Source organism: Hydrogenophaga sp. PAMC20947 (genome assembly GCF_004795855.1).
Taxonomy (GTDB): domain Bacteria; phylum Pseudomonadota; class Gammaproteobacteria; order Burkholderiales; family Burkholderiaceae_C; genus Hydrogenophaga.
Genome location: NZ_CP039252.1, coordinates 4,284,409 through 4,307,064 on the forward strand (window position 1 = coordinate 4,284,409; position 22,656 = coordinate 4,307,064).

A 22,656-nucleotide genomic window follows, 5' to 3' on the forward strand; every position below is an offset into this window, starting at 1 on the left:
TCAAAATCAGAGTTGCTGGTGGAAAGCGCACATTCGTAAAGGTTTAGTGCGCACCGTGCCATCAGCAACGTAATTTTTGATTGCGTCAACGAATATTCAATTTAGTCATAAGATATAAATTGAAACGGCATAACGCGTCAGGTGAAAGACCTGACAAGACATTTGCTTGATGTAGCGATGTGTTTTACCTGGTTGAACGATTGGGTAAGACGTCAAAGTTATAGGGTCAAGTGAATAAGAGCATGTGGTGGATGCCTTGGCGATGATAGGCGACGAAGGACGTGATAGCCTGCGATATGCTTCGGGGAGCTGGCAAATAAGCTTTGATCCGGAGATTTCCGAATGGGGAAACCCACCTAGCAGTAGGTATCGCATGATGAATACATAGTCATGCGAGGCGAACCGGGTGAACTGAAACATCTCAGTAGCTCGAGGAAAAGACATCAACCGAGATTCCGAAAGTAGTGGCGAGCGAAATTGGAAGAGCCTGTTAGTGATAGCACAAGACTTAACGGAACGTTCTGGAAAGGACGGCCATAGTGGGTGATAGCCCCGTACGTGAAAAGACCTGTGTGGTACTAAGCTAACGACAAGTAGGGCGGGACACGAGAAATCCTGTCTGAATATGGGGGGACCATCCTCCAAGGCTAAATACTCATCATCGACCGATAGTGAACAAGTACCGTGAGGGAAAGGCGAAAAGAACCCCGGGAGGGGAGTGAAATAGATCCTGAAACCGCATGCTTACAAAAAGTAGGAGCCTCGAAAGGGGTGACTGCGTACCTTTTGTATAATGGGTCAGCGACTTACATTCAGTGGCAAGGTTAACCGAATAGGGAAGCCGTAGAGAAATCGAGTCCGAATAGGGCGAATCAGTCGCTGGGTGTAGACCCGAAACCAAGTGATCTATCCATGGCCAGGATGAAGGTGCCGTAACAGGTACTGGAGGTCCGAACCGACTAATGTTGCAAAATTAGCGGATGAGCTGTGGATAGGGGTGAAAGGCTAAACAAACTTGGAAATAGCTGGTTCTCTCCGAAAACTATTTAGGTAGTGCCTCAAGTATTACCGTCGGGGGTAGAGCACTGTTTTGGCTAGGGGGTCATGGCGACTTACCAAACCAAGGCAAACTCCGAATACCGACGAGTACAGCTTGGGAGACAGAGCACCGGGTGCTAACGTCCGGACTCAAGAGGGAAACAACCCAGACCGCCAGCTAAGGTCCCTAAAATTGGCTAAGTGGGAAACGAAGTGGGAAGGCTAAAACAGTCAGGATGTTGGCTTAGAAGCAGCCATCATTTAAAGAAAGCGTAATAGCTCACTGATCGAGTCGTCCTGCGCGGAAGATGTAACGGGGCTAAGCCAGTTACCGAAGCTGCGGATTTGCAATTTATTGCAAGTGGTAGGAGAGCGTTCTGTAAGCCTGTGAAGGTGTCTTGTAAAGGATGCTGGAGGTATCAGAAGTGCGAATGCTGACATGAGTAGCGTTAAAGGGGGTGAAAAGCCCCCTCGCCGTAAGCGCAAGGTTTCCTACGCAACGTTCATCGGCGTAGGGTGAGTCGGCCCCTAAGGCGAGGCAGAGATGCGTAGCTGATGGGAAACAGGTCAATATTCCTGTACCGATTACAAGTGCGATGTGGGGACGGATCTTAATAGGTTATCCGGCTGTTGGATGTGCCGGTTTAGACAGATGTAGGCGACACGTAGGCAAATCCGCGTGTCATATACCGAGGCTGTCGATCGAGTGAGCTTGCTCACGAAGTAACTAAACGAGGTTCCAGGAAAAGCCACTAAGCTTCAGCTTGTAATTGACCGTACCGCAAACCGACACTGGTGCGCGAGATGAGTATTCTAAGGCGCTTGAGAGAACTCTGGAGAAGGAACTCGGCAAATTGACACCGTAACTTCGGAAGAAGGTGTGCCCTTGTAGTGTGATGAGAACATCTGAGCACGAACGGGTTGCAAAAAATTGGTGGCTGCGACTGTTTATTAAAAACACAGCACTCTGCAAACACGAAAGTGGACGTATAGGGTGTGACGCCTGCCCGGTGCTGGAAGATTAATTGATGGGGTGCAAGCTCTTGATCGAAGTCCCAGTAAACGGCGGCCGTAACTATAACGGTCCTAAGGTAGCGAAATTCCTTGTCGGGTAAGTTCCGACCTGCACGAATGGCGTAACGATGGCCACACTGTCTCCTCCAGAGACTCAGCGAAGTTGAAATGTTTGTGATGATGCAATCTCCCCGCGGAAAGACGGAAAGACCCCATGAACCTTTACTGTAGCTTTGTATTGAATTTTGAACAGATCTGTGTAGGATAGGTGGGAGGCTTTGAAGCAGGGTCGCTAGATCTTGTGGAGCCAACGTTGAAATACCACCCTGGTGTGTTTGAGGTTCTAACCTAGGTCCATTATCTGGATCGGGGACAGTGCATGGTAGGCAGTTTGACTGGGGCGGTCTCCTCCCAAAGTGTAACGGAGGAGTTCGAAGGTACGTTAGTTACGGTCGGACATCGTGATGATAGTGCAATGGCATAAACGTGCTTAACTGCGAGACTGACAAGTCGAGCAGATGCGAAAGCAGGACATAGTGATCCGGTGGTTCTGTATGGAAGGGCCATCGCTCAACGGATAAAAGGTACTCTGGGGATAACAGGCTGATACCGCCCAAGAGTTCATATCGACGGCGGTGTTTGGCACCTCGATGTCGGCTCATCTCATCCTGGGGCTGTAGCCGGTCCCAAGGGTATGGCTGTTCGCCATTTAAAGAGGTACGTGAGCTGGGTTTAAAACGTCGTGAGACAGTTTGGTCCCTATCTTCCGTGGGCGCTGCAGATTTGAAGAAGCCTGCTCCTAGTACGAGAGGACCGGAGTGGACGCACCTCTGGTGTATCGGTTGTCACGCCAGTGGCATTGCCGAGTAGCTAAGTGCGGAAGAGATAACCGCTGAAAGCATCTAAGCGGGAAACTCGTTCTAAGATGAGATCTGCCGGGGCCTTGAGCCCCCTAAAGAGTCGTTCAAGACCAGGACGTTGATAGGTCAGGTGTGGAAGCGCAGTAATGCGTTAAGCTAACTGATACTAATTGCTCGTGAGGCTTGACCCTATAACTTTGATATCCTTATATCGAAGTCAAATGTCATCCGACTGAAAAGTCGTGTTATGCCCCTGTGGCCAACCAAGTGTTGAGCTGCATCGTTGGCAGCAATCAAAAAATTAATCTGATTCCAGACTCTATGAATACGTTCGAGCTGTGCCTGCACAGCCTGGACAACAAGTTATGCCTGACGACCATAGCAAGGTGGTACCACTCCTTCCCATCCCGAACAGGACAGTGAAACGCCTTTGCGCCGATGATAGTGCGGATTCCCGTGTGAAAGTAGGTCATCGTCAGGCTCTTACAGCCCCCAACACCCCCTCGGTCGATCGACCTTGGGGGTTTTGGCTTTTCTGGTCGAAATGTCCTCAGGCTTGATTGGGTGACGCCGATTGTTTGTGAGTGGGGTTGGTCGCGCTTTTGCCCGATGAGAGGGCCATATTGCTGGACAATGGATTTGGCCTGAGAGACCGTTGGCTGTCGGTCCCGGCCTGTGATCTTCGGATCCCAACTGGGACGCCAACTTGGTGCCCTCAGGCTGGCCTAAGACTTGCCTGTGAGGATGGGTGCTGCCATCGTAGTTCCCCAGGGGGTCCTGAGGTTCACATCGGTTTGCACCGTTCCGGAGGCCGCTAACCATGATCGAAGAAGCTTTTTCACCAGCCCCAGATAGGTATGTCACCGCTGCTCAGGAGGACCCATGCGTTGTCCCTGCGCTCGTTGGGGAGTTGTTTGAAGTGGCACTGCCAGCGGAGCGAGGACGCCTTCTTGAGTACCTCTTGCCTCACATGGGGGTCTTGGCGCTGGTGTCGATCGCCAACGGCGTCTTTGCCAACATTCGTTTCAACAGCCCGTTGCGTGGCGGGCACGTGCAGTTAGACGAGGCGTTGAGTGTGCAAGGGGGGGATGTTGCTGCGTTGGTTGATCGGTTGCAGATGGTGAGCGTGGAGGCAGTGGACGGATTGGCGCAATTCGTCTCGGCATCTCCTGCCATGGCTGGCACGGCAGCTGCCGCAATGCTGTTGGCGGTGCTGTCCCGGCGCGCCAAGTTGCGGCAGAAACCGGTTCAGGCTTCCTTTGGTGTTTCGCCTTCCGCGCGCTAATGCGGTGCAACGCGCGGCCACTTGAGGTGTGTGTCGTAGCTTTGAAAAGCAGTTCGCTCCCGTTTGATGGCGAGTTTTATGAAATGATTCAGTCCGGCAGCACGGCCGTGACCTCAATCTCGACCTTGGCGCGTGCTTCCACCAGTGCACTCACTTCGACGCAGGTCATGGCAGGAAAGTGTTTGCCCATGACAGCCCGATAGACCTCACCGAGCTCACGCAGGCGGGCACCGTATTCGGCGCGATCGACGATGTACCAGGTCATGCGCACCATGTGTTCAGGTCCGGCACTGCCCACCGCCAGCACGGCGTGCACATTCTCAAGCGCCTGACGGGTTTGGGCAATGAAATCATCGCTCTGGAACTGTTGGGCCGCATCCCACCCAATCTGGCCACCGACGAATATCAGGGTGCCGCGTGCGGCGATGCCATTGGCATAACCCTTGGGGGTTGCCCAGCCAGGCGGTTGGAGTCTGTTCATGGTGGCGATGTCCTTTCGGTTCAGGTGCGACTTTGGGCAGCTTGTTGGCGCAGGGCGAAGCGCTGGAGTTTTCCGGTTTCGGTGCGGGGCAGTTTGTCGGTGAATACCACGTCGCGAGGGTATTTGTAGGGTGCCAGAGTCTGCTTGACGTGGTCCTGCAAAGCTTTGATCTGGCTGGGGTCGCTGGCGTGCCCGGGCTTGAGAACCACATAGGCGACGATGACCATGCCGCGTTCGTCGTCTGGCCGCCCGACCACACCGCACTCGGCCACTGCGGGATGGGCCATCAAGGCCACCTCCACCTCAGGGCCGGCCACGTTGTAGCCGGCGGTGATGATCATGTCGTCAGTGCGTGCCTGGTAGAAGAAGTAACCGTCAGCGTCGTGGCGGAAGGCATCGCCGGGGAAGTTCCAGCCACCCTGTACATAGTTGGCCTGGCGGGGGTCGTCGAGGTAGCGGCAGCCCGTTGGCCCCTTGACGGCGAGGCGGCCGACTTCGCCACACGGGAGCTCGCGGCCCTCGTCGTCGATGATGCGGGCCTGGTAGCCCGGCACAACTTGGCCGATGGCGCCGCGCCGCACGGCTTCGGGTGGGCTGGAGATGAAAATATGGAACATTTCGGTGGCACCGATGCCGTCGAGCATTTCGATACCGCTGCTTTCCTTCCAAAGCTGGCGGGTGGCATCTGGCAGGCCCTCGCCGGCGCTCACGCTGATGCGCAGCCGCCCCAGGCCGTGTTGTTTTGCGAACGGCGCCATCTGGCGGTAAAAGGTAGGCGCGGTGTAGCAGATGGTTGCGCCAACGCGGTTCATCAACGTCACCATGGCCTCGGGGGTGTAGGGAATGCTGGGGAAATAGACCGACGCGCCGGCCCACATCGGGAACACCAGCAGGCCGCCGAGGCCGAAGGTGAAAGCCAGCGGCGGAGAACCCATGACGATGTCGTCGGGTGTGGCGCGCAGCACATGGCGCGGCCAGGTTTCGCAAGCCGCGAGCACGTCGCCGTGGCTGTGCACGGCTGCCTTTGGGCTACCGGTGGTGCCCGAGGTAAAGGCCAGCAATGCGATGTCGGTGGCGGCAGTCGGGCAAGGGTTGGCCGTATCGGGCTGCTTTGCCGAAAGTGCTTCGAGCGAGCCCGGTGGGACGTCGGTGGTGTTGAACACCACGAAGGGCAAGGCGGCGCATTCCGCACTGGTCTGCCAGGCGGTCTGAAGCTCGTCTTGCAGTTGGGCGTCGCACAGCGAAGCGCTAGGTCGCGACTTGTTGATGATGGACGAGAGCTCGCGCGCCCGCAGCAGTGGCATGGTGGCCACGGCGATCAAGCCAGCCTGTACAACACCGAGCCAGACGAGGGCCATGGCGATGGAGTTGCCGCCGCGCAGCAGAACGCGGTTGCCAGGCACGAGTCCGAGCTCGCCGGTGAGGGCGTTGGCTATGCGATTGACTTCGGCGCGGGCCTGGGCATAGCTCAACGTGCGCTCATCGCTGCGGAGCATCGGTCGATGTGCCTGGCCTGCCGCTTCTGCGCGATCGAACAGTGCCTGCACCAGGTTGAGTTGAGTGGGCAGTTGCAGCTCGGGCAGGTCGTAGGATAGTTCTGGCCATTGCTCGCGAGGCGGCAAGTGGTCCGGCACATATTGGTCGGTTTGGACAGAGCTCACAACATTCTCCTAGCCCCGGTAGGCTTCTGCGCTACATGCTGCCGGCAGCGCGTGGAGTGACCTACGCTGCAGCGGTGGCCAAGGTTCCGCCCTTCGACAGACGCGGGGCGGGTCACAGGCATCGTCAGCTGGAAGCGGGCGCGGGAAAGGCGGTGTGCGTGTTTCATTTCAGGCTTTCAAAGCGTGTTTGCCCAGGATGAGCAGCTGCACTTCGCTGGCGCCTTCGTAAATGCGCAGCGAGCGGATGTCGCGGTACAGGTGTTCCACAACCTGCCCGACCTGTACGCCGCGTCCGCCGAACATCTGCAACGCCATGTCAATCACGCGTTGGGCGTTTTCGGTCGCGGTGAGTTTGGCGCTGGCCGCCGCAGCCGTGTAGGCCGGCGTTCCTGCGCCCTGCGTGGTGCTGCAGTCACGCATCCACGCGGCACGGTAGGTCAGCATGGCTGCGGCCTCGATGAGGGCGCTCATTTCGCCGATCCGGGCCTGGGTGAGTTGGAAGTCGGCCAGTGTCTGGCCGAACATCCTGCGCTGCTTCGCGTGACTCACAGCCTCGGCGAATGCCCGGCGGGCCATGCCCAGCGCGGCGGCAGCGACCGACGCACGGAAGATATCCAGCGTCTGCATGGCGAGCTTGAACCCGCCGTGCAGGGGCCCTACCAGTGCATCGGCGGCGAGTGCACAATCTTTGAACACCAAGGTTGCGAGCGGGTGTGGCGCCATCACGTGGATGTGAGCGCTGCTGTCCAGGCCGGCGCATGGCGCGTCGACGACAAAGGCGCTGATGCCGCGCGCACCCGAGTCGGGCTGGGTCTTGGCAAAGACAATGTAGAAATCTGCGAGATCGCCGTTGCTGATCCAGGTCTTGCTGCCGTTGAGTGTCCAGCCGCTCGCGCGCTGCTGCGCCGATGTGGCCATGGCCGCGACGTCGGAGCCGGCGTCGGGTTCACTCAGGGCGAAGGCCGTGATCTTTTCGCCGCTGGCAACCGCGGGCAGGTACCGCGCCTGCTGTTCGGGTGTGCCAGCGAGCGAGAGGGCACCGCTGCCAAGACCTTGCATGGCGAAGGCAAAATCGGCCAGAGGCGAATGGTATGCGAGCGTCTCGCGGAGGACCACCAGGGAACGCGAGTCGAGTGCAGGCAGCGCGCCGCCATGCGCGGCCGCTACGCAGTACCGCAGCCAACCACCACTGCCCAGGCGCTGCACCCAGTCCTTGCAGGCGGCGCGATCGTCTGCCTCGTCCACGCGCTGTTCTCCGGCCCATGCGGCAAGGGAAGGGGCCATGGCCCGGTGGCCATCGTTGAAAAATGGCAGTTCGAGGTGGGCCATCGGCGGCGGCTCGCTGCGGGGGTGGGGGTGTTCGAAGGCCACCATTCAGAAACTCCAGAGTGCGCTGGTTCTCTTCCAGCACGCACGACGGCTCGGGCTATGCCAAATCTGGGATCCAGCCCCCATTCTGGGGCGCTGCGAAGAGGGGCAATGGGCATCCATATCAGTCTCCCTGGAATTGAGGCCGCTGCTTGGCGGCGAAGGCTTCGTAGGCGCGTTTGAAGTCTTGGGTCTGCATGCAGATGGCTTGCGCCTGGGCTTCGGCTTCGATGGCTTGGTCCAGCGTCATGGCCCATTCCTGGTGCAGCATGGTCTTGGTCATGCCGTGCGCAAAAGTGGGGCCTTGTGCCAGCTGCGCCGCGAGATTGTGCGCGGCAGCCAGCAGGGCGCCGCTGTCGTGCAGCGCATTGAAGAAACCCCAGGCATGGCCTTCGGGGGCGGTCATGGTGCGGCCAGTCAACAGCAGCTCACTGGCGCGGCCCTGGCCGATCATGCGGGGCAGCAGGGCACAGGCGCCCATATCGGCGCCGGCCAGGCCAACACGGGTAAACAAGAAGGCCACGGTGGCGGCGGGCGTGCCCAGCCGCAAGTCGGAAGCCAGCGCCATCATGGCGCCAGCGCCCGCACACACACCATCAAGCGCGGCCACTATGGGTTGCGGGCAGGCGCGCATGGCACTCACCAAAGAGCCGGTCATGCGCGTGAAAGCCAGCAGCTCGGGCATGGTCATCTTGGTGAGCGGACCGATGATCTCGTGTACATCGCCACCCGAGCAAAAATTGTCGCCGGCGCCGGTGAGCACCACCGCCTTGATGTCGGTGGCCTTCTGCAGACCGAGGAACCAGTCACGCAGTTCGGCGTAGGAGTCGAATGTGAGCGGGTTTTTGCGCTCGGGGCGGTTGAGCGTGACGGTGGCCACGCCGTCGTGGAAGTGGAGGGCGAAGTGCTGGGGCGCTGTTTGTGCCAGTGGGCCGTACTGGCCACGCATGGGGTTGCGGTCGGGAATGGGGTGTTTCATCGGGTGTTTACTCCGCCTCGGGGCCCAGGCGCTGGTTGATGTCGAGTTGGTGTTGTTTGACTTGGCCGAGCAACTTGTGCAGCTGCTCAAGTTCGCGCGGACTCAGGCCCTCGAAGGCCGCGACGATCCACTGCTCGTGTTGCACGGCCATGCGCTCGAAGGCGCTGCGTCCCCCAGGGGTCAGCCGCACGCGGAAAGCGCGGCGGTCGCCGTCCACTGCCTGGCGCTCGACCAGGCCTTCGGCCACCAGCTGGTCGGTGATGCCGGTGACGTTGCCGCCGGTGACCATGAGCCGGTGGGACAGCTCTTTCATCTTCAGGCCATCGGGATGGCGCTCCAGCTGCGCCATGAGGTCGAAGCGAGGCAGCGTGGTGTCGAACTGCTCGCGCAGGCCTGTGCGCACGCGCTTTTCAATCAGTTGAGAGCAGGTCAGCAGGCGCAGCCAAAGGCGCAATTCGTGCGCATGTTCGCTGTGGGCGCGGGCTTCGAGGTCCAGCGTGTCGTTGGCGTTAGGCGTGTTCATGAGGTTTCGGCGGGGTCCTGTGTCGCGGCGCTGATATGCAGCGACTGCTGACGGGCAATTTCGCGGTAGAGCTGGTCGCGCCCGCTTTCGTAGGGGCGCGGCCACTCGATGGCGAGGGTTTGCAGCTTGGCCGCCTCGTGCAGCGTCCAGGCCGGATTGGCCAGGTGGGGGCGGGCAACGGCACAGAGGTCGGCGCGGCCGGCCCCGATGATGCTGTTGGCATGGTCGGCCTCGGAGATCGCGCCCACAGCCATGGTCAGCATGCCGACTTCGTTTCGAATGCGGTCGGCAAACGGTGTCTGGTACATGCGCCCGTAGACCGGTTTGGCCTCGCGCGTGGTTTGGCCGGAGGAGACGTCGATCACATCACAACCGGCCAACTGGAACAGCCGGGCGATGGCAACACCGTCGTCTGGCGTGTTGCCGCCGGGCGCCCAGTCGTGTGCCGAGATGCGCACGCTCATGGGTTTGCCGGGCGGCCAGACAGCCCGCATGGCACTGAACACCTCTAGGGGATAGCGGCAGCGGTTCTCCAACGAACCGCCGTAGGCGTCCTCGCGCAGGTTGGTGAGTGGGCAGATGAAGGCCGAGAGCAGGTAGCCGTGTGCGCAGTGCAGCTCCAGCCAGTCAAAGCCGGCGGCCTCAGCGCGGCCGGTCGACGCGACGAAGGCGGCGGTCATGGTGTCCATGTCGGCCCGGCTCATGGCGCGCGGCACCTGGTTTTGCACCCCGTAGGCGGCGGCGCTGGCCGAGAGCAACGGCCAGTTGCCGACGTGCAACGGTTCGTCCATTCGCTCCCAGCCGAGTTGTGTTGAGCCTTTGGGCCCGCTGTGGCCGAGCTGCAGTCCGATGAGCGCGCTGCTGTTGGCGTGGGTGAACGCCACGGTGCGTTGCAGCGCGGCTTGCTGCTCATCGTTCCACAGACCGGGGCAGCCCGGTGTGATGCGCCCCTCGGGCGTGGGGCTGGTCATTTCGACCATGACCAGTGAGGCGCCGCCGACGGCGCGTGCGCCCAGGTGCATCAGGTGCCAGTCGCCGACCACGCCGTCGGCCGCCTTGTATTGCGCCATGGGCGATACGACGATACGGTTTTTCAGCGTGACACCGCGCACCGTGAGCGGCAGCAGCATGGGCGGTGTCGGGGGCTGCGGGGGCGCGGAGCCCGGTTTGGCCTGGGCTTCCAGCCAAGTTTCGTAGCCCTCGAGCCACTTGGCATCGCGCAGCCGCAGGTTTTCGTGGCTGATGCGCTGGCTGCGCGTGAGCAGGGAGTAAGCGAACTGCTGCACATCCATGCCGGTATAGCGGTCCACGTGCTCGAACCACTCGGTGGAGTTGCGGGCAGCATTCTGGATCTTCAGCACTTCGATACTGCGGCGCGCTTCGTAGCTCTGGAGTACACCACGCATGTCGGTATGGCCGTGGCGGCTGAATTCGTCGGCCAGGTCAATCGCGTCTTCCAGCGCCAGCTTGGTGCCACTGCCAATGGAGAAGTGCGCCGTGTGTGCCGCGTCGCCCATGAGAACGACAGGCGTGGTCTTGCCACCGATGTCTTGCCAGTGCACCCAGGTGTGGCAGATCACCCGTGGAAACTGGATCCAGCTGGCCGAGCCTCGCTGGTGCTTGGCGTTGCTGACGAGATCGTGGCCATCCAGGTATTTTGCGAACAGGCGCTGACAGAAGGCAATGCCATCCTCTTGGCTCATGGCATCGATGCCGTGGGCTTGCCAAACCGACTCGGGCGTCTCGACAATGAAAGTGGAGGTGTCGGCGTCAAACTTGTAAGCGTGGGCTTGAAACCAGCCGTGCTCGGTCTGCGCGAAGGCAAAGGTGAAGGCGTCGAAGGTTTTCTTCGTGCCGAGCCAGACGAATCGGCACAGGCGGGTGTCGATATCCGGCTGAAAGGTGGATGCGTAACGCGTTCGGATGCGGCTGTTGAGGCCGTCGCTGGCAATCACCAGATCGGCCTGGTACTGCAGGGCGAGCGCCTGGTCGTCGGTGACATCGGTTTCAAACACCAGGTCCACACCCAGCGCCAGGCAACGCTCCTGCAGGATGTTGAGCAGGCGCTTGCGACCGATGCCGCAAAAACCATGGCCGCCGGAGCGAACGCTCTGACCCTTGAAAAAGACCTCGATGTCGTCCCAGTGGTTGAATGCGTCGCCAATGAGTTGGGCTGATTCGGGGTCGGCACGCTGCAGGTTTTGCAGCGTCTGGTCGGAAAAAACAACACCCCAGCCGAAGGTGTCAAACGGGCGGTTGCGTTCGACTACCGTCACCTGCAGCGAAGGGTTTCGCTGTTTCATCAGCAGCGAGAAATACAAGCCGGCAGGGCCACCACCGATGCACAGGACGCTTTGCAGGGTTGTAGAGCGAGGGTTCATGCCTGATTAGTTTAGACATGAAATATCTAACGCCAACCGGGAAAACCCGCACCCGATCGTTCGGTGCAGAATGGAGCGTGTGCAATCGAGGTTCCAGGAGTTGTTATGTCCCTTTACCGTTTTAAGTCCCGCGAGACCGGCGATCTGGTCATGTTGAAGCCGCATGGCGAGCGCATTCTGGAAATCCTGGGCAAGGACAAGACGAAAGGCATCATCCAGCCGGCGGAAATGCCCGCGGCCATGGATGCGATCAAAGCCGCCGTCGCGGCTGAAGAGGCCGAGCAGAAACGTTTGAGCGAAGAGGCGCAGGCCCAAGGCGAGGTACCGCCTGAGTTCGATTCCGTGGGGTTGCGCTTGCGCAGCACCCCTTTCGTCGAAATGCTGCAGCGCTGCGCGCAGGCACAGGTCGAAGTGGTCTGGGGGGTATGACCCTGGGCGGGTCCACCCGCTCGGGTGGCTGCCTTGGTTGTTGAAGTTGCCGGTCAGTCGACCCGTGCGCCTGAGGCTTTGACCACACCCGCCCATTTTTTGATTTCGGCGTCGATGAGTTGGGCAAATGCCGCAGGTGTGTTGCCCCCTGGCATGGCCCCAAGCGCGAGCAGGCGTTCCTTGATGGCCGGTGTGCCCAGCGCTTTGGCGGTCTCCTGCTGCAAGCGGTTCACAATCTCTGGCGGCGTGCCTGCCGGTGCCAGCAGCCCAAACCAGGAGCTGGCTTCAAAGCCGGGGAGCGGGCCTGCTTCGGCGACCGTGGGCAGGTCGGGCAAGCTGGGCGTTCGGGCTGCGCTGGTCACAGCAAAGGCTTTGAGACTGCCCGACTGGATGTGTGGCATGGCCGACGGCAGGTTGTCAAACATCACGTCCATCTGGGCGCCCAGCATGTCTTTCATCGCCGGTCCGGATCCCTTGTAGGGGATGTGGGCCATGAAAATCCCGGTTCGCGATTTGAAAAGCTCGCCGGCGAGATGGATGGAGGTCCCGTTGCCACTGGACGCCATGTTGAGTTGGCCGGGGTGGGCCTTGGCATACCGCACGAAATCGGGGACCGACTGGATGCCCAACTCTTTGGCGCGCTGGGTGTTCATGATCATCACATTGGGCACCCCTGCCACCAGGGTGATGGGAGCGAAGTCTTTTTGCGGATCGTAGGACAGTTTGCTGTAGAGCGATTTGTTGATGCCGTGGGTGCCGACGGTACCCATGAGCAGGGTGTAGCCATCGGGCGAGGCCTTGGCCACTGTGTCGGCACCGATGTTGCCGCCCGCACCGCCCTTGTTCTCGATGACCACCGGTTGTCCCAGCGCCTGACTGAGTTCAGGCGCCAGCACACGGGCCAGCAGGTCGGTTGTTCCCCCGGGCGAAAAGGGCACCACGATGCGCAGCGGTTTGGATGGCCAGGCTGCCTGAGCCCATAAGGGGCCAGACAGGGCCAGTGCGGCGCCAGCCGCCGCGACAAGGATCAGCTGTCGACGGGGCGTGCGGCTGGTTTCGGAGGGGTGGTACATGCGGGCTTCCTCGGGGTGGGATCTAACAGAAACTTCAATGCCGTGCCGGGTGCGGCGTCCAGGGCGAGGGCCGTTGCTTGTGCAAGCCCACATTCCCTGCAACCTCTTTGCCCACGCCTGCGTCGTCGAACACGATGAGCGAAGGGTGGGCCGCTTGGGCATACCGCGCAGAACTCGAGCCCCCCTGTGAGCCGCTTACCGCGATGCAGCCCGCGTCTGCCGGGAACGTTCGGTGATGGCGTCCGCAAGGCGCAATGGCGCCAGGGCAATCAGAGCGCTCGTATCCGAAACAGGTAAGGGCGGGGTATTCATATAGGACCTGCGATGGCTTGCCGCTTTGGGTGGTCGCAGCCTGACGGCAGCGGTGTTTTGATGATGTTAGCGATGACCTCCTCCTGCGCTATGAAGGAAAACACGTAGATGGGCCGAAAAAAAGGCCTGGGGCAGTTGCCCCAGGCCTTTCCGTCTAGATGGCCACCGTCTTGAAACTCAAGGGCCAAAGATCGCGTTGGGCAGTGCCAGAGTGATGGCCGGAATGTAGGTGATTATGATCAGGAACACCATCAGTACCGAGAGCCAAGGCAGCGCAGCGCGGGTAACCTGCATCAAGGTCATCTTGGTGACCCCTGCGGTGACGAACAGGTTCAACCCCACCGGCGGCGTCACCATACCGATCTCCATGTTCACCACCATGATCACACCCAGGTGGATCGGGTCAATGCCGAGCTGAGTGGCGATCGGGAACAGGATGGGCGCCAGGATCAGGATCACACCGGTGGGCTCCATGAACGCGCCGGCCACCAGCAACATCACGTTGACCACAATCAGGAACATCCAGGGTGTCATGCCCATGCCCAAGATGGATTCAGCGATCGTTTGCGGGATGCGCTCGGTGGTGAGCACGTGGGCAAACAACAAGGCGTTGGCCACGATGAACATCAGCATCACAGTGGTCTTGGAGGACTCCAGGAACACTTCGGGCAGGTCCTTGAACCCGAGGTCGCGGTAGATGAACACCGCCACGAACAGGGCATACACGGCAGCCACTGCGGCGGCTTCGGTGGGCGTGAACACACCACCGTAGATGCCGCCCATGATGATGCCCAGCAAGGCCAAGCCCCACATGGATTCCCGGAATTTGCTCAATACCTCGCGCAAAGGTGCTTTGGCAGGCGGCGTCAGTTGCAGCTTGCCAGCGCGCCACCAGACGGCGGCCATGAGCATCAGACCCAACAAGATGCCGGGCACCACGCCCGCCATGAACAGGCGGCCCACCGACACTTCGGTCACCGCGGCATAGACCACCATCACGATGGACGGGGGAATCAGGATGCCCAGCGTGCCGGCGTTGCAGATCACGCCCGCCGCAAACTCTTTGGTGTAGCCGTTTTTCATCATGCCAGCGATCACAATCGATCCAATCGCCACCACCGTGGCCGGGCTGGAGCCCGACACCGCCGCGAACAGCATGCACGCCAGAATCGAAGCGATAGCCAGGCCGCCGCGCATGTGACCAACCGCCGCGATGGCGAAGTTGACCATGCGGCGTGCCACCCCACCGGTGGACATCAGATTGCCCGCCAACACGAAGAATGGAATCGCCAACAACGTGTAGTGCTCGCTGGTCTCAAACAGCTTGATCGACATCGAAGCCAGCGAGTCTTGCGAGAAGAAAAAGATCGTCAACAGGCTGGACAAGCCCAGGCCAATGGCCACCGGCATGCCCATTGCCAGAAAGATGAACAGGCAGGTAAAAAGCAAGATCGTGTTCATGCGGATTCCTTGTCGGCGTTGAGTTTCATGGCGTCAGCCACTTCGTCAGCCAGGTGCAGGCTGGTGGTTTTGCCTGTGATCAGGTTCCACAGGATCTGGAGGAAGCGGAACGCCACCATGGCGTAGCCGATCGGCATGATGATCAGCACCTGCCAGCGCTCGATAGGCATGTCGTCGAATTCAATGCCCACTTCTTTCATCTTGCCAACGTATTCGGTGGCGCCCACCATCACGAAGCCCACATACACCAAGCAAAGCAACACCACCACGATACCGGCGGTACGCTGCATGCCCGCGGGCATTTGCTTGACCAGCGCGTCCACACCGATGTGGGAGCCCACACGCACGCCGTAAGAAATGCCCACAAAAATCATGATCGCAAAGCACACGGTGGTGAGCTCCAGGTTCCATGAAAAGTTGGTGTTGAAGATATAGCGGCGCACCACCTGCATAAATGCGAGGGAGGTCATGGCCAGCAGCATGAGGGACATGATCCACTCTTCGAGTCGGTCGAGGATTTTCAGCATGATGATTCCAAAAAAGACCCCGGACGGGGCCGGGGTTCTGGAGGAGGTGAGCGATTTGCCCGCTTACTTGTTGGCTTTTTGTGCGGCCTGAATCAGGTCGGCACCGATATCGCCTTCAAACTGCTTCCACACGGGCTGCATGGCGGCGCGCCAAGCCTTCAGGTGCTCTGCACTCATCGGCAACACTTTGCCCTTGTTGTCGGCGATCACTTTCTTGCGGAATTCGGCATCTTCTTCGTTGGCCACTTTGTTGCCGAACTTGATCGACTCTTGCATGGCTTCGTTCAGGCCCTTGCGCACATCGGCTGGCAGACCGTCCCACCACTTGGTGTTGGTAATGACCATGTAGTCGAGCACGCCGTGGTTGCTCTCCATGATGTAGCCCTGTACTTCATGGAACTTCTTGCTGTAGATGTTGGACCATGGGTTCTCGGCACCATCGACCACGCCTGTTTGTAGGGCCTGGTACACCTCGGCGAAAGAGAGCTTCTGTGGATTGGCGCCCACAGCCTTGAACTGGGATTCCAGCACGTCAGACGCCTGAATGCGGAACTTCAAACCCTTTGCATCGCCGGGCATGCCCAGTGGCTTGTTGGCCGACAACTGCTTCATGCCGTTGTGCAGATAGCCCAGGCCGGTGATGCCCTTTTTGTTCATCGAGCTCAACAGCGCCTGACCGTCTTTGCTGGCCTGGAAGCGGTCAACCGCAGCCAGGTCGGTGAACAGGAAGGGCAGGTCAAAAATCTGCAGCTTGGGGGTGTACTTGCCGAATTTGGCCAGCGAAGGCGCGATGATTTGCACGTCGCCCAGCAACAGCGCTTCCATTTCCTTTCCGTCACCAAACAGCTGGCTGTTGGGGAACACTTGCACTTCCACTTTACCGGCGAGCTTCTTCTCGGCCAATTCCTTGAATTTCAGGGCAGCCTGACCCTTGGGGGTCACGTCGGCCACCACGTGGCTGTACTTGATGACGATGGGGGCGGCGTAGGTGTTCAAGCCAACAGCGAACAAGGCGGCTGCGAGGGCGAATTTGAGTTTCATGGGGTTTGTCTCCAATGCAAGTTCGGTCCGGATTGGACTGACCGACAGTGTAAGGAGGCTTGGCGACGCGGCCAACTGTGGCCTTCAACAGCAGGGAAAACCCTGAAGTCGTCAGCTCAGCGTCAGGGGCGATGGAGGGCCGCGTGGGCGTCCTGGATCCATTGCGGCCCGATGCGCTGGCCCAGTTGCTGGTGCACCGTTTGCACGGTGTCTCGCAGCAGTTGGCGTTGCGCTGCAGAAGGCTCGTGCACTGCGGTGGTACCTGCCTGGCGCAAGGAGACCAGTGCTTTGCTGTTCTGGCTGTCGGCAATCTGGTTGCCGTAGCGCAGCGCGTCGTTCAGGGCTTCGCGGAGCAAGCGCTGATCCCCGGGGGACAGACTGCGCCAGAACCGCTGCCCTGTGACCACCGCGTAGCCGAGGTAGGCGTGTCCTGTGAGTGTGAGGTCGGATTGCACGCGGTGCATGCCCTGGGTCCAGAAATTCGACAAGGGGTTCTCGGTGCCTTGGACCACCTGTCGGGCCAAGGCTTGTCGGGTCGCACCAAACGGCAGCTGGACGGGAACTGCGCCGAGCGCCCGCATTTGCGCGGCGATCACGCGTGAGGTTTGCACCCGCATGCGCAGGCCCGAGAAGTCGGCGGGCCGCAACAAGGGTCGGTTGGCGCTCATGTGTTTGAACCCGTTGTCCAGAAAGCCCAGGCCAACCATGCCCTGGCGCTCCAGGCTTTTGAGCAATCGGGCACCCAAGGGGCCATCGGTGATGCGGTGCACATCTTGCAGGGTGTCAAACAGGTAGGGCAGGTCAAACAACTCGAATTCAGGAAACCCCACCCGACCGAACTTGGAGAGCGATGGCGCCAGCATTTCCACTGCGCCGGCCTGCAGAGCCTGCATTTCGTCAAGGTCGCCATAGACCGAGGAGCCTGCATAGACCTCCACCACCATGCGCCCGCCACTGCGCTCGGCCACCAGTGTCTTGAACCGCTCCACGGCCAGGCCTTTGGGTGTGTCTTGTGCCACCACGTGGGCGAAGCGAATCTTGAGCGGCTCTGCGAGTGCCGCCGCAGGCAGGCTCAGCAGGCCCATACCAAATGCCAGCGCCATGAGCGGCAAGGCGTGGCGCAAGCGCATGCGCAAGTTCAGACGGATAGGCACAGGCATGGACATCACCGCTATGCTAGTGCAACGCGGCGCCACCCACCACCCAGGCATGAACCCCACTCCCCCTGACGCTTTATTGGATTTCGAACTGCTGACCCGGCCAGACGGGGGCTCGGGTGGCCGGGGGCGGCGCGCGACCTGGTGGTTGCTCGGTTTGCTGCTCATGTTGGCGGTGGCTGTGGTGGCGCTGGTGTTGTACTTGCAGACGTTTGAGGCCGAAGAAGACCAGCGGCGCAAAACCGCGGATCTTCAGTGGCTGGAACAAAGCGCGCGTTTTCACTTTCGGCGTCTGGAGGACGATCTGCAGGTTTTGGCGCACCGCACGCGCGATCCTTCCCGTGTGGGGATGGACGTGCAGGCCGAAGGCGTGCAGGCGGGCTTGTTGCTGCGTGAGCCCGGTGTGGTGCTGGTGCATGGCTGGCTGCCGGCAGGCGCCGCCTTAAAAGATTCGCCAGTGGGGCGTGCCCTGGCCCAGGATCAAGGGCTGCAGTCCGCCGATGGTGAGGCCTTGATGGTGATGCAGGACGTGGCGCGGGAGTTGCGCCGGCCCGCCTATGGTGGCCCGTTGAATGGTTTGACCCCTGGGTCCATGGCCATCATCTGGATGGCGGTGCCCTTGTTTGACCGGGGTGCGTTCTCGGGTCATTACCTGGCCCGACTGTCTCTGCAAGATGCGGTGCGTGCATTCATCCCCGCCTGGTTCACCGACAGCCATGAGGTGTCACTCATGTCGGAGCCTCAGCTGGCGCAGGCCCGACGCGACCCTGCGCCGCCCGATCAGGCATTTCTGGAGTTGCCGGGCGTGGACCTCGCGCTTCAGATGCGCACCACGATTTCCGATTCTCCAACGGTGCCGCGAACCTTCTTTCTGGTGGCGTTGGTTTGTTTGCTGGGCATGCTGGCGGCTTTGTATGCCCTGAGGCGGGATTTTGTGAAGCGCCAGCGCATGGAGGTGCAGCTGAAGGCCCAGGTGGCCCTGCGCATGGCAATGGAAAATGCGGCGACCATTGGCTTGCGGGCCTGGGACCGAAAGGGCCGCATCCTGTATGTCAACCGGGCGTTCTGTCGCATGGTGGGTTTTGAACCCAAAGACCTCATTGGCCGCAGTGCACCCATGCCCTATTGGCCACCCGGCATGGTGGCCGAGCTGGATCTCCTCCACCGCGGTGTGACGGCCAAAGGCACGGATCTCGCGGGCGTCGAGGTGCAGTTTCAACACAAGAGTGGGCATCTGGTGGATGTGCTCGTGCACGAGGCCCCGCTCACCACGGCCACTGGAGAACCCCTGGGCTGGATGAGCTCGGTGCTGGATATCAGTGAGCGCAAGCGTGCCGAGCGCATGGCGGCGCGCCAGCAGGAAAAACTGGAAGCCTCCGGGCGGCTGGTGGCCATGGGGGAGGTCGCGTCCACCCTGGCGCACGAACTCAACCAGCCGCTGGGCGCGCTGAGCGGCTTTGCCAACGGCCTGCTCAACCGCTTGCGTCAGGGGCGCCTGAGTGATGAAGAGTTGACCAGCGTGGTAGAGCGCATGGAGCAGCTCTCGGCCAAGGCCGGTCGCATCATCCAGCGGGTAAATGCCTTTGCCCGCCGTCGTGAGATGAGCCGCCAGCCCCTGGATCTGAATGCATTTTTGCGCCGGGTGATCGAGCCCTTGCAACGGCAACGCGCCGGACCGATCCGGCTTCGGCTGGCGAGCCGCCCCGTCTGGATAGAGGCCGATGCGTTGCTGCTGGAGCACGCGGTGCTCAATCTGGTCCACAACGCAGAACACTGGGCGCAGCAGGGCGAACGCGAGCCCTTGGTCCAGATCGCGCTGGAAGACGGACTGACGCATTGTCTTTTGTCGGTGAGCGACAGTGGCCCTGGTGTTGCACCCGATCAGCGCGATCAGGTCTTCAATGCCTTTTTCAGTGGCAAAGACGATGGCATGGGCATGGGGTTGGCGATTTGCCGCTCGGTGATCGAGGCCCACCACGGCGTCATCGATGTCACGCCGGCGCGTGAATTGGGGGGCGCCTGTTTCACGGTGAAACTGCCCAAGGACCCCCAACAGGTTGATGGGGTGAAAATGCAGACTTCAGTTGTGCCAGACCAAGAGACCCAGGGCTTGCCCAAAGATCTTTCCAGATGAACCCTTCAACGCCTGCCATTCATGTGGTTGACGACGACCCCGATTTTCGGGATGCGTTGGCTTGGCTCTTCGACTCGCGCGGCCATCAGGTGCAGGCCTGGGCATCGGGCGAGGACTTTCTGGGCGCCGCTCGCGCCCAGGCCGATCGTTGGGCGCCCGCGGTCGTATTGCTCGACATTCGCATGGAGCCGCTGTCAGGGTTGGCCACCTTTGAAGCGCTGAATGCACTGGCCTGCCCCTGGCCGGTGCTGTTCCTGACCGGCCATGGCGACGTGGGCATGGCGGTGGCTGCGGTGAAGAAGGGTGCCTGGGATTTCCTGGAGAAACCGTTCCAGGACAACGAGCTGGTGGACCGCGTGGAAGCTGCGCTGCAGGCCGTGATGAGCGAGGAAACCCAGCTGGCGCAGCGCCTGCGTCAAGCCTTGGCGAGTTTGAGTGGACGCGAACGCGAGGTTCTGGATGAACTGTTGCAGGGCCACTACAACAAGAATATCGCCGACCATCTCGGGATCACTCCACGCACCGTGGAGTTCCACCGAGCCAACATTTTCGAAAAAATGGGTGTGCATTCGGCTGTCGAACTGGCGCACCACATGGGGCGCTTCCAGTTGCGCTGAGTGCGCCGGCGAAAACAGCGAAGAAGCCCGTTCGCTTATTGGTAGCTGCGGGTGTCTTCAATCACCTTGCCATCGTTGGGCAGGCTGCCGACCCGCACGATTTGCACCTGCCCGCGCAGTTTGGTCACTTCGCGCATCGTGCTTTCCAGCTGATCCCGCAGGTGGTCATCGACATCGATTGCTTCAACCTGCAGGCACATCTGGTCGTTGGCCATTTCGCCACTGATCACCAGGCGCGCCCTTTTCACGGTTGGGAAGCGCCTGGTGATGTCGGCCACCTGGCCGGGGTGCACGAACATGCCCTTGACCTTGGTCGTCTGATCGGCGCGTCCCATCCAGCCCTTGATGCGGGGCCCGGTTCTCCCGCTCGGGCAGTTGCCGGGCAACACCGCAGACAGATCGCCAGTGCCAAAACGGATCAGGGGGTAGGCCGGATTGAGCGAGGTCACCACCAGCTCCCCGACTTCGCCCTCGGTCACGGGATCGCCCGTGCCCGGGCGCACGATTTCCACGATCACGCCTTCTTCCAGCACCAGTCCCTCGCGGGGCGATGTCTCAAAGGCCACCAGGCCGAGATCGGCGGTGGCATAGGTCTGGTACACATCCACGCCGTGCTCCTTGAACCAGGCCGTGAGGCTGGGGGGACAGGCTTCACCGCCCACCGATGCCTTCTTTATGCAACTGACATCCACTTGGGCTTCAGCGGCCTTTTCCAGCAGGATGCGCAGGAAACTGGGCGTGCCGGTGTAGGCATTGGGCCGCAGATCGCGAATGGCATCGAGCTGTTGTTCGGTCTGGCCGGTGCCGGCTGGGAACACGGTACAGCCCACGGCATGGGCACCGCTTTCCAGGATGAACGCGCCCGGGGTCATGTGGTAGCTGAAGGCGTTGTGCACCAGCTCACCCGACCGAAAACCGGCGGCGTACAGGGCTCGCCCTGTGCGCCAGTAGTCGGCCTTCGCACCTTCCGGTTCGTAGATGGGACCGGGGCTGGCGAAAACACGCGACATCGCTGGTCCGCGCACCAGCGCAGAAAACCCACCAAACGCATCGCCACCTTGAGCGCGCGAAGCTTTCTGCAGCTCCAGCAGTTCGTGCTTGCGTGTGACCGGCAGTTTCGCCAAGGCCTCGCGGCTGTTCACGGTGCTGGCGTCGACGCCCTTCAGGATGGCGGTGAAGGCGGCGCTGTGCGCCTGAGCATGCGACACCTGCCCGGCCAACGATGCCATCTGGTCTGCTTCGCGTTCGGCAGAGGATCGGGATTCTAGGGCGTCGAAAAAATCGGACATGGCAATCAATACAAGTGGTGGAGTGTGAGGTGTCTAACCAAGGGCGCCGCGGGACCGGCTTTGCCGGACCGCCAGCGCCGCCCCCTTGAGGGGGTGACGCCGAAGGCGGCGCAGGGGGAAGCCATTCAAGCCAGCCAGCGCTTACGCCGCTTGTAGCTCTTCACGTCCTTGAACGACTTGCGTTCGCTGCCGCCCATGCCAAGATAAAACTCTTTCACGTCTTCGTTGTTGCGCAAATCGGCCGCTGCACCGTCCATCACCACGCGACCGCTTTCCATGATGTAGCCGTAGTCGGCGTACTTCAGTGCCATGTTGGTGTTTTGCTCGGCGAGCAGAAAGGTGACTTTCTCTTTGGTGTTGAGGTCGCGCACGATGTTGAACACTTCTTCGACCAGCTGTGGGGCCAGGCCCATGGAGGGTTCGTCGAGCAACACGATGCTGGGGTTGGTCATCAAGGCGCGGCCAATGGCACACATCTGCTGCTCACCGCCAGAGGTATAGGCGGCTTGCGAAGTGCGGCGCGTTTTGAGGCGAGGGAAGTAGGTATAAACCTTTTCCAGGTTGCGCGCAATTTCGGCCTTGTCGGTTCGCGTGTAGGAACCGGTCATCAGGTTTTCTTCGATGGTGAGGTGGGCAAAACAATGGCGCCCCTCCATCACCTGCACCACCCCCCGGTTCACCAGATCAGCGGGCGAGAGGTTTTCGATGCGCTCACCGCGCAACTCGATGCTGCCCTTGGTGACCTCACCGCGCTCGCCCTTGAGCAGGTTGGAGATGGCACGCAGCGTGGTGGTTTTACCCGCCCCGTTGCCACCCAGGATGGCCGCGATCTTACCCTCGGGAACGTTGAGGGAAACGCCCTTCAACACGAGAATCACGTGGTTGTAAATGACCTCAATGCCGTTGACATTGAGAACGATGTTGGGAGAAGTGCTCATAGCGTTTTCCTTGCTGACCATTCACAAGACGCAGCAGCAAGCTGGTCTTGTGAATGGCGGCTGAAGCTCGATCCAGCCGTTGTTGAGT

Annotated in this window: 17 protein-coding genes and 2 rRNA genes; 6 read left to right on the plus strand and 13 right to left on the minus strand. The window is 60.6% G+C overall.

Features of this window, described 5'->3' with window-relative positions; translation table 11 throughout:
* Positions 1–224 precede the first annotated feature (224 nt).
* The 3 genes from E5678_RS19560 to E5678_RS19570 all read left to right on the plus strand — a co-directional run bounded on the left by E5678_RS19560 (position 225) and on the right by E5678_RS19570 (position 4,197).
* Positions 225–3,103: ribosomal RNA gene (locus E5678_RS19560) — 23S ribosomal RNA — on the plus strand.
* 177 nt (positions 3,104–3,280) lie between these two features.
* Positions 3,281–3,393 (plus strand): 5S ribosomal RNA (gene rrf, locus E5678_RS19565).
* Between the two features lie 339 nt (positions 3,394–3,732).
* A complete protein-coding gene (locus E5678_RS19570) occupies positions 3,733–4,197 on the plus strand; it encodes a hypothetical protein (RefSeq protein ID WP_136180072.1) in 465 nt (154 codons plus the stop codon).
* A gap of 88 nt (positions 4,198–4,285) precedes the next feature.
* Here E5678_RS19570 and E5678_RS19575 read toward each other — a convergent pair whose 3' ends face one another.
* The 6 genes from E5678_RS19575 to E5678_RS19600 form a co-directional block, all read right to left on the minus strand.
* Positions 4,286–4,678, minus strand: a complete 393-nt coding sequence (locus tag E5678_RS19575) for a RidA family protein (RefSeq protein WP_136180073.1) — start codon at positions 4,676–4,678, stop codon at positions 4,286–4,288.
* A 20-nt stretch (positions 4,679–4,698) separates the two neighbouring features.
* The gene (locus tag E5678_RS19580) at positions 4,699–6,339 is read right to left on the minus strand and encodes an AMP-binding protein (protein ID WP_136180074.1); all 1,641 of its coding nucleotides are present in this window, start codon (positions 6,337–6,339) and stop codon (positions 4,699–4,701) included.
* Positions 6,340–6,507: 168 nt separating this feature from the next.
* Complete coding sequence (locus E5678_RS19585) at positions 6,508–7,713, minus strand: acyl-CoA dehydrogenase family protein (protein ID WP_136180075.1); 1,206 nt, start codon at positions 7,711–7,713, stop codon at positions 6,508–6,510.
* A gap of 118 nt (positions 7,714–7,831) precedes the next feature.
* Positions 7,832–8,686, minus strand: coding sequence for an enoyl-CoA hydratase family protein (locus E5678_RS19590; protein WP_136180076.1), 855 nt, complete (start codon positions 8,684–8,686; stop codon positions 7,832–7,834).
* Positions 8,687–8,693: 7 nt separating this feature from the next.
* Positions 8,694–9,182, minus strand: a complete 489-nt coding sequence (locus E5678_RS19595) for a MarR family transcriptional regulator (protein ID WP_136180881.1) — start codon at positions 9,180–9,182, stop codon at positions 8,694–8,696.
* 23 nt (positions 9,183–9,205) lie between these two features.
* Complete coding sequence (locus E5678_RS19600; protein ID WP_136180077.1) at positions 9,206–11,590, minus strand: bifunctional salicylyl-CoA 5-hydroxylase/oxidoreductase; 2,385 nt, start codon at positions 11,588–11,590, stop codon at positions 9,206–9,208.
* A 105-nt stretch (positions 11,591–11,695) separates the two neighbouring features.
* Between E5678_RS19600 and E5678_RS19605 the strand changes: the two genes are divergently transcribed.
* On the plus strand, positions 11,696–12,019 hold the full coding sequence (locus E5678_RS19605) for a DUF1840 domain-containing protein (protein WP_136180078.1): 324 nt from the start codon (positions 11,696–11,698) through the stop codon (positions 12,017–12,019).
* Positions 12,020–12,072: 53 nt separating this feature from the next.
* On the opposite strand, the gene E5678_RS19610 is transcribed toward E5678_RS19605, so the two are convergent.
* The 5 genes from E5678_RS19610 to E5678_RS19630 form a co-directional block, all read right to left on the minus strand.
* Complete coding sequence (locus E5678_RS19610) at positions 12,073–13,092, minus strand: tripartite tricarboxylate transporter substrate binding protein (protein WP_136180079.1); 1,020 nt, start codon at positions 13,090–13,092, stop codon at positions 12,073–12,075.
* Between the two features lie 489 nt (positions 13,093–13,581).
* Positions 13,582–14,865: a TRAP transporter large permease subunit gene (locus E5678_RS19615; RefSeq protein WP_136180080.1), complete on the minus strand. Its 1,284-nt coding sequence runs from the start codon at positions 14,863–14,865 to the stop codon at positions 13,582–13,584.
* Positions 14,862–15,392: a TRAP transporter small permease gene (locus E5678_RS19620; RefSeq protein ID WP_136180081.1), complete on the minus strand. Its 531-nt coding sequence runs from the start codon at positions 15,390–15,392 to the stop codon at positions 14,862–14,864. Before E5678_RS19620 ends, E5678_RS19615 begins: the two co-directional genes overlap by 4 nt.
* A gap of 63 nt (positions 15,393–15,455) precedes the next feature.
* Positions 15,456–16,433: a TRAP transporter substrate-binding protein gene (locus E5678_RS19625; protein WP_136180082.1), complete on the minus strand. Its 978-nt coding sequence runs from the start codon at positions 16,431–16,433 to the stop codon at positions 15,456–15,458.
* 122 nt (positions 16,434–16,555) lie between these two features.
* Positions 16,556–17,599, minus strand: a complete 1,044-nt coding sequence (locus E5678_RS19630; RefSeq protein WP_247596838.1) for a DctP family TRAP transporter solute-binding subunit — start codon at positions 17,597–17,599, stop codon at positions 16,556–16,558.
* A 43-nt stretch (positions 17,600–17,642) separates the two neighbouring features.
* On the opposite strand from E5678_RS19630, the gene E5678_RS19635 reads away from it, so the two are divergent.
* Together E5678_RS19635 and E5678_RS19640 are read left to right on the plus strand one after the other, a co-directional pair.
* Positions 17,643–19,724, plus strand: a complete 2,082-nt coding sequence (locus tag E5678_RS19635; RefSeq protein ID WP_168708614.1) for a PAS domain S-box protein — start codon at positions 17,643–17,645, stop codon at positions 19,722–19,724.
* Positions 19,721–20,341: a response regulator gene (locus E5678_RS19640; RefSeq protein WP_136180085.1), complete on the plus strand. Its 621-nt coding sequence runs from the start codon at positions 19,721–19,723 to the stop codon at positions 20,339–20,341. Before E5678_RS19635 ends, E5678_RS19640 begins: the two co-directional genes overlap by 4 nt.
* A 35-nt stretch (positions 20,342–20,376) precedes the next feature.
* Here E5678_RS19640 and E5678_RS19645 read toward each other — a convergent pair whose 3' ends face one another.
* The gene (locus E5678_RS19645) at positions 20,377–21,630 is read right to left on the minus strand and encodes an AMP-binding protein (protein ID WP_136180086.1); all 1,254 of its coding nucleotides are present in this window, start codon (positions 21,628–21,630) and stop codon (positions 20,377–20,379) included.
* Positions 21,631–21,755: 125 nt separating this feature from the next.
* Positions 21,756–22,568 (minus strand): ABC transporter ATP-binding protein, encoded by an 813-nt coding sequence (locus E5678_RS19650; protein WP_136180087.1) that lies wholly within the window; start codon positions 22,566–22,568, stop codon positions 21,756–21,758.
* Positions 22,569–22,656: the final 88 nt, after the last annotated feature.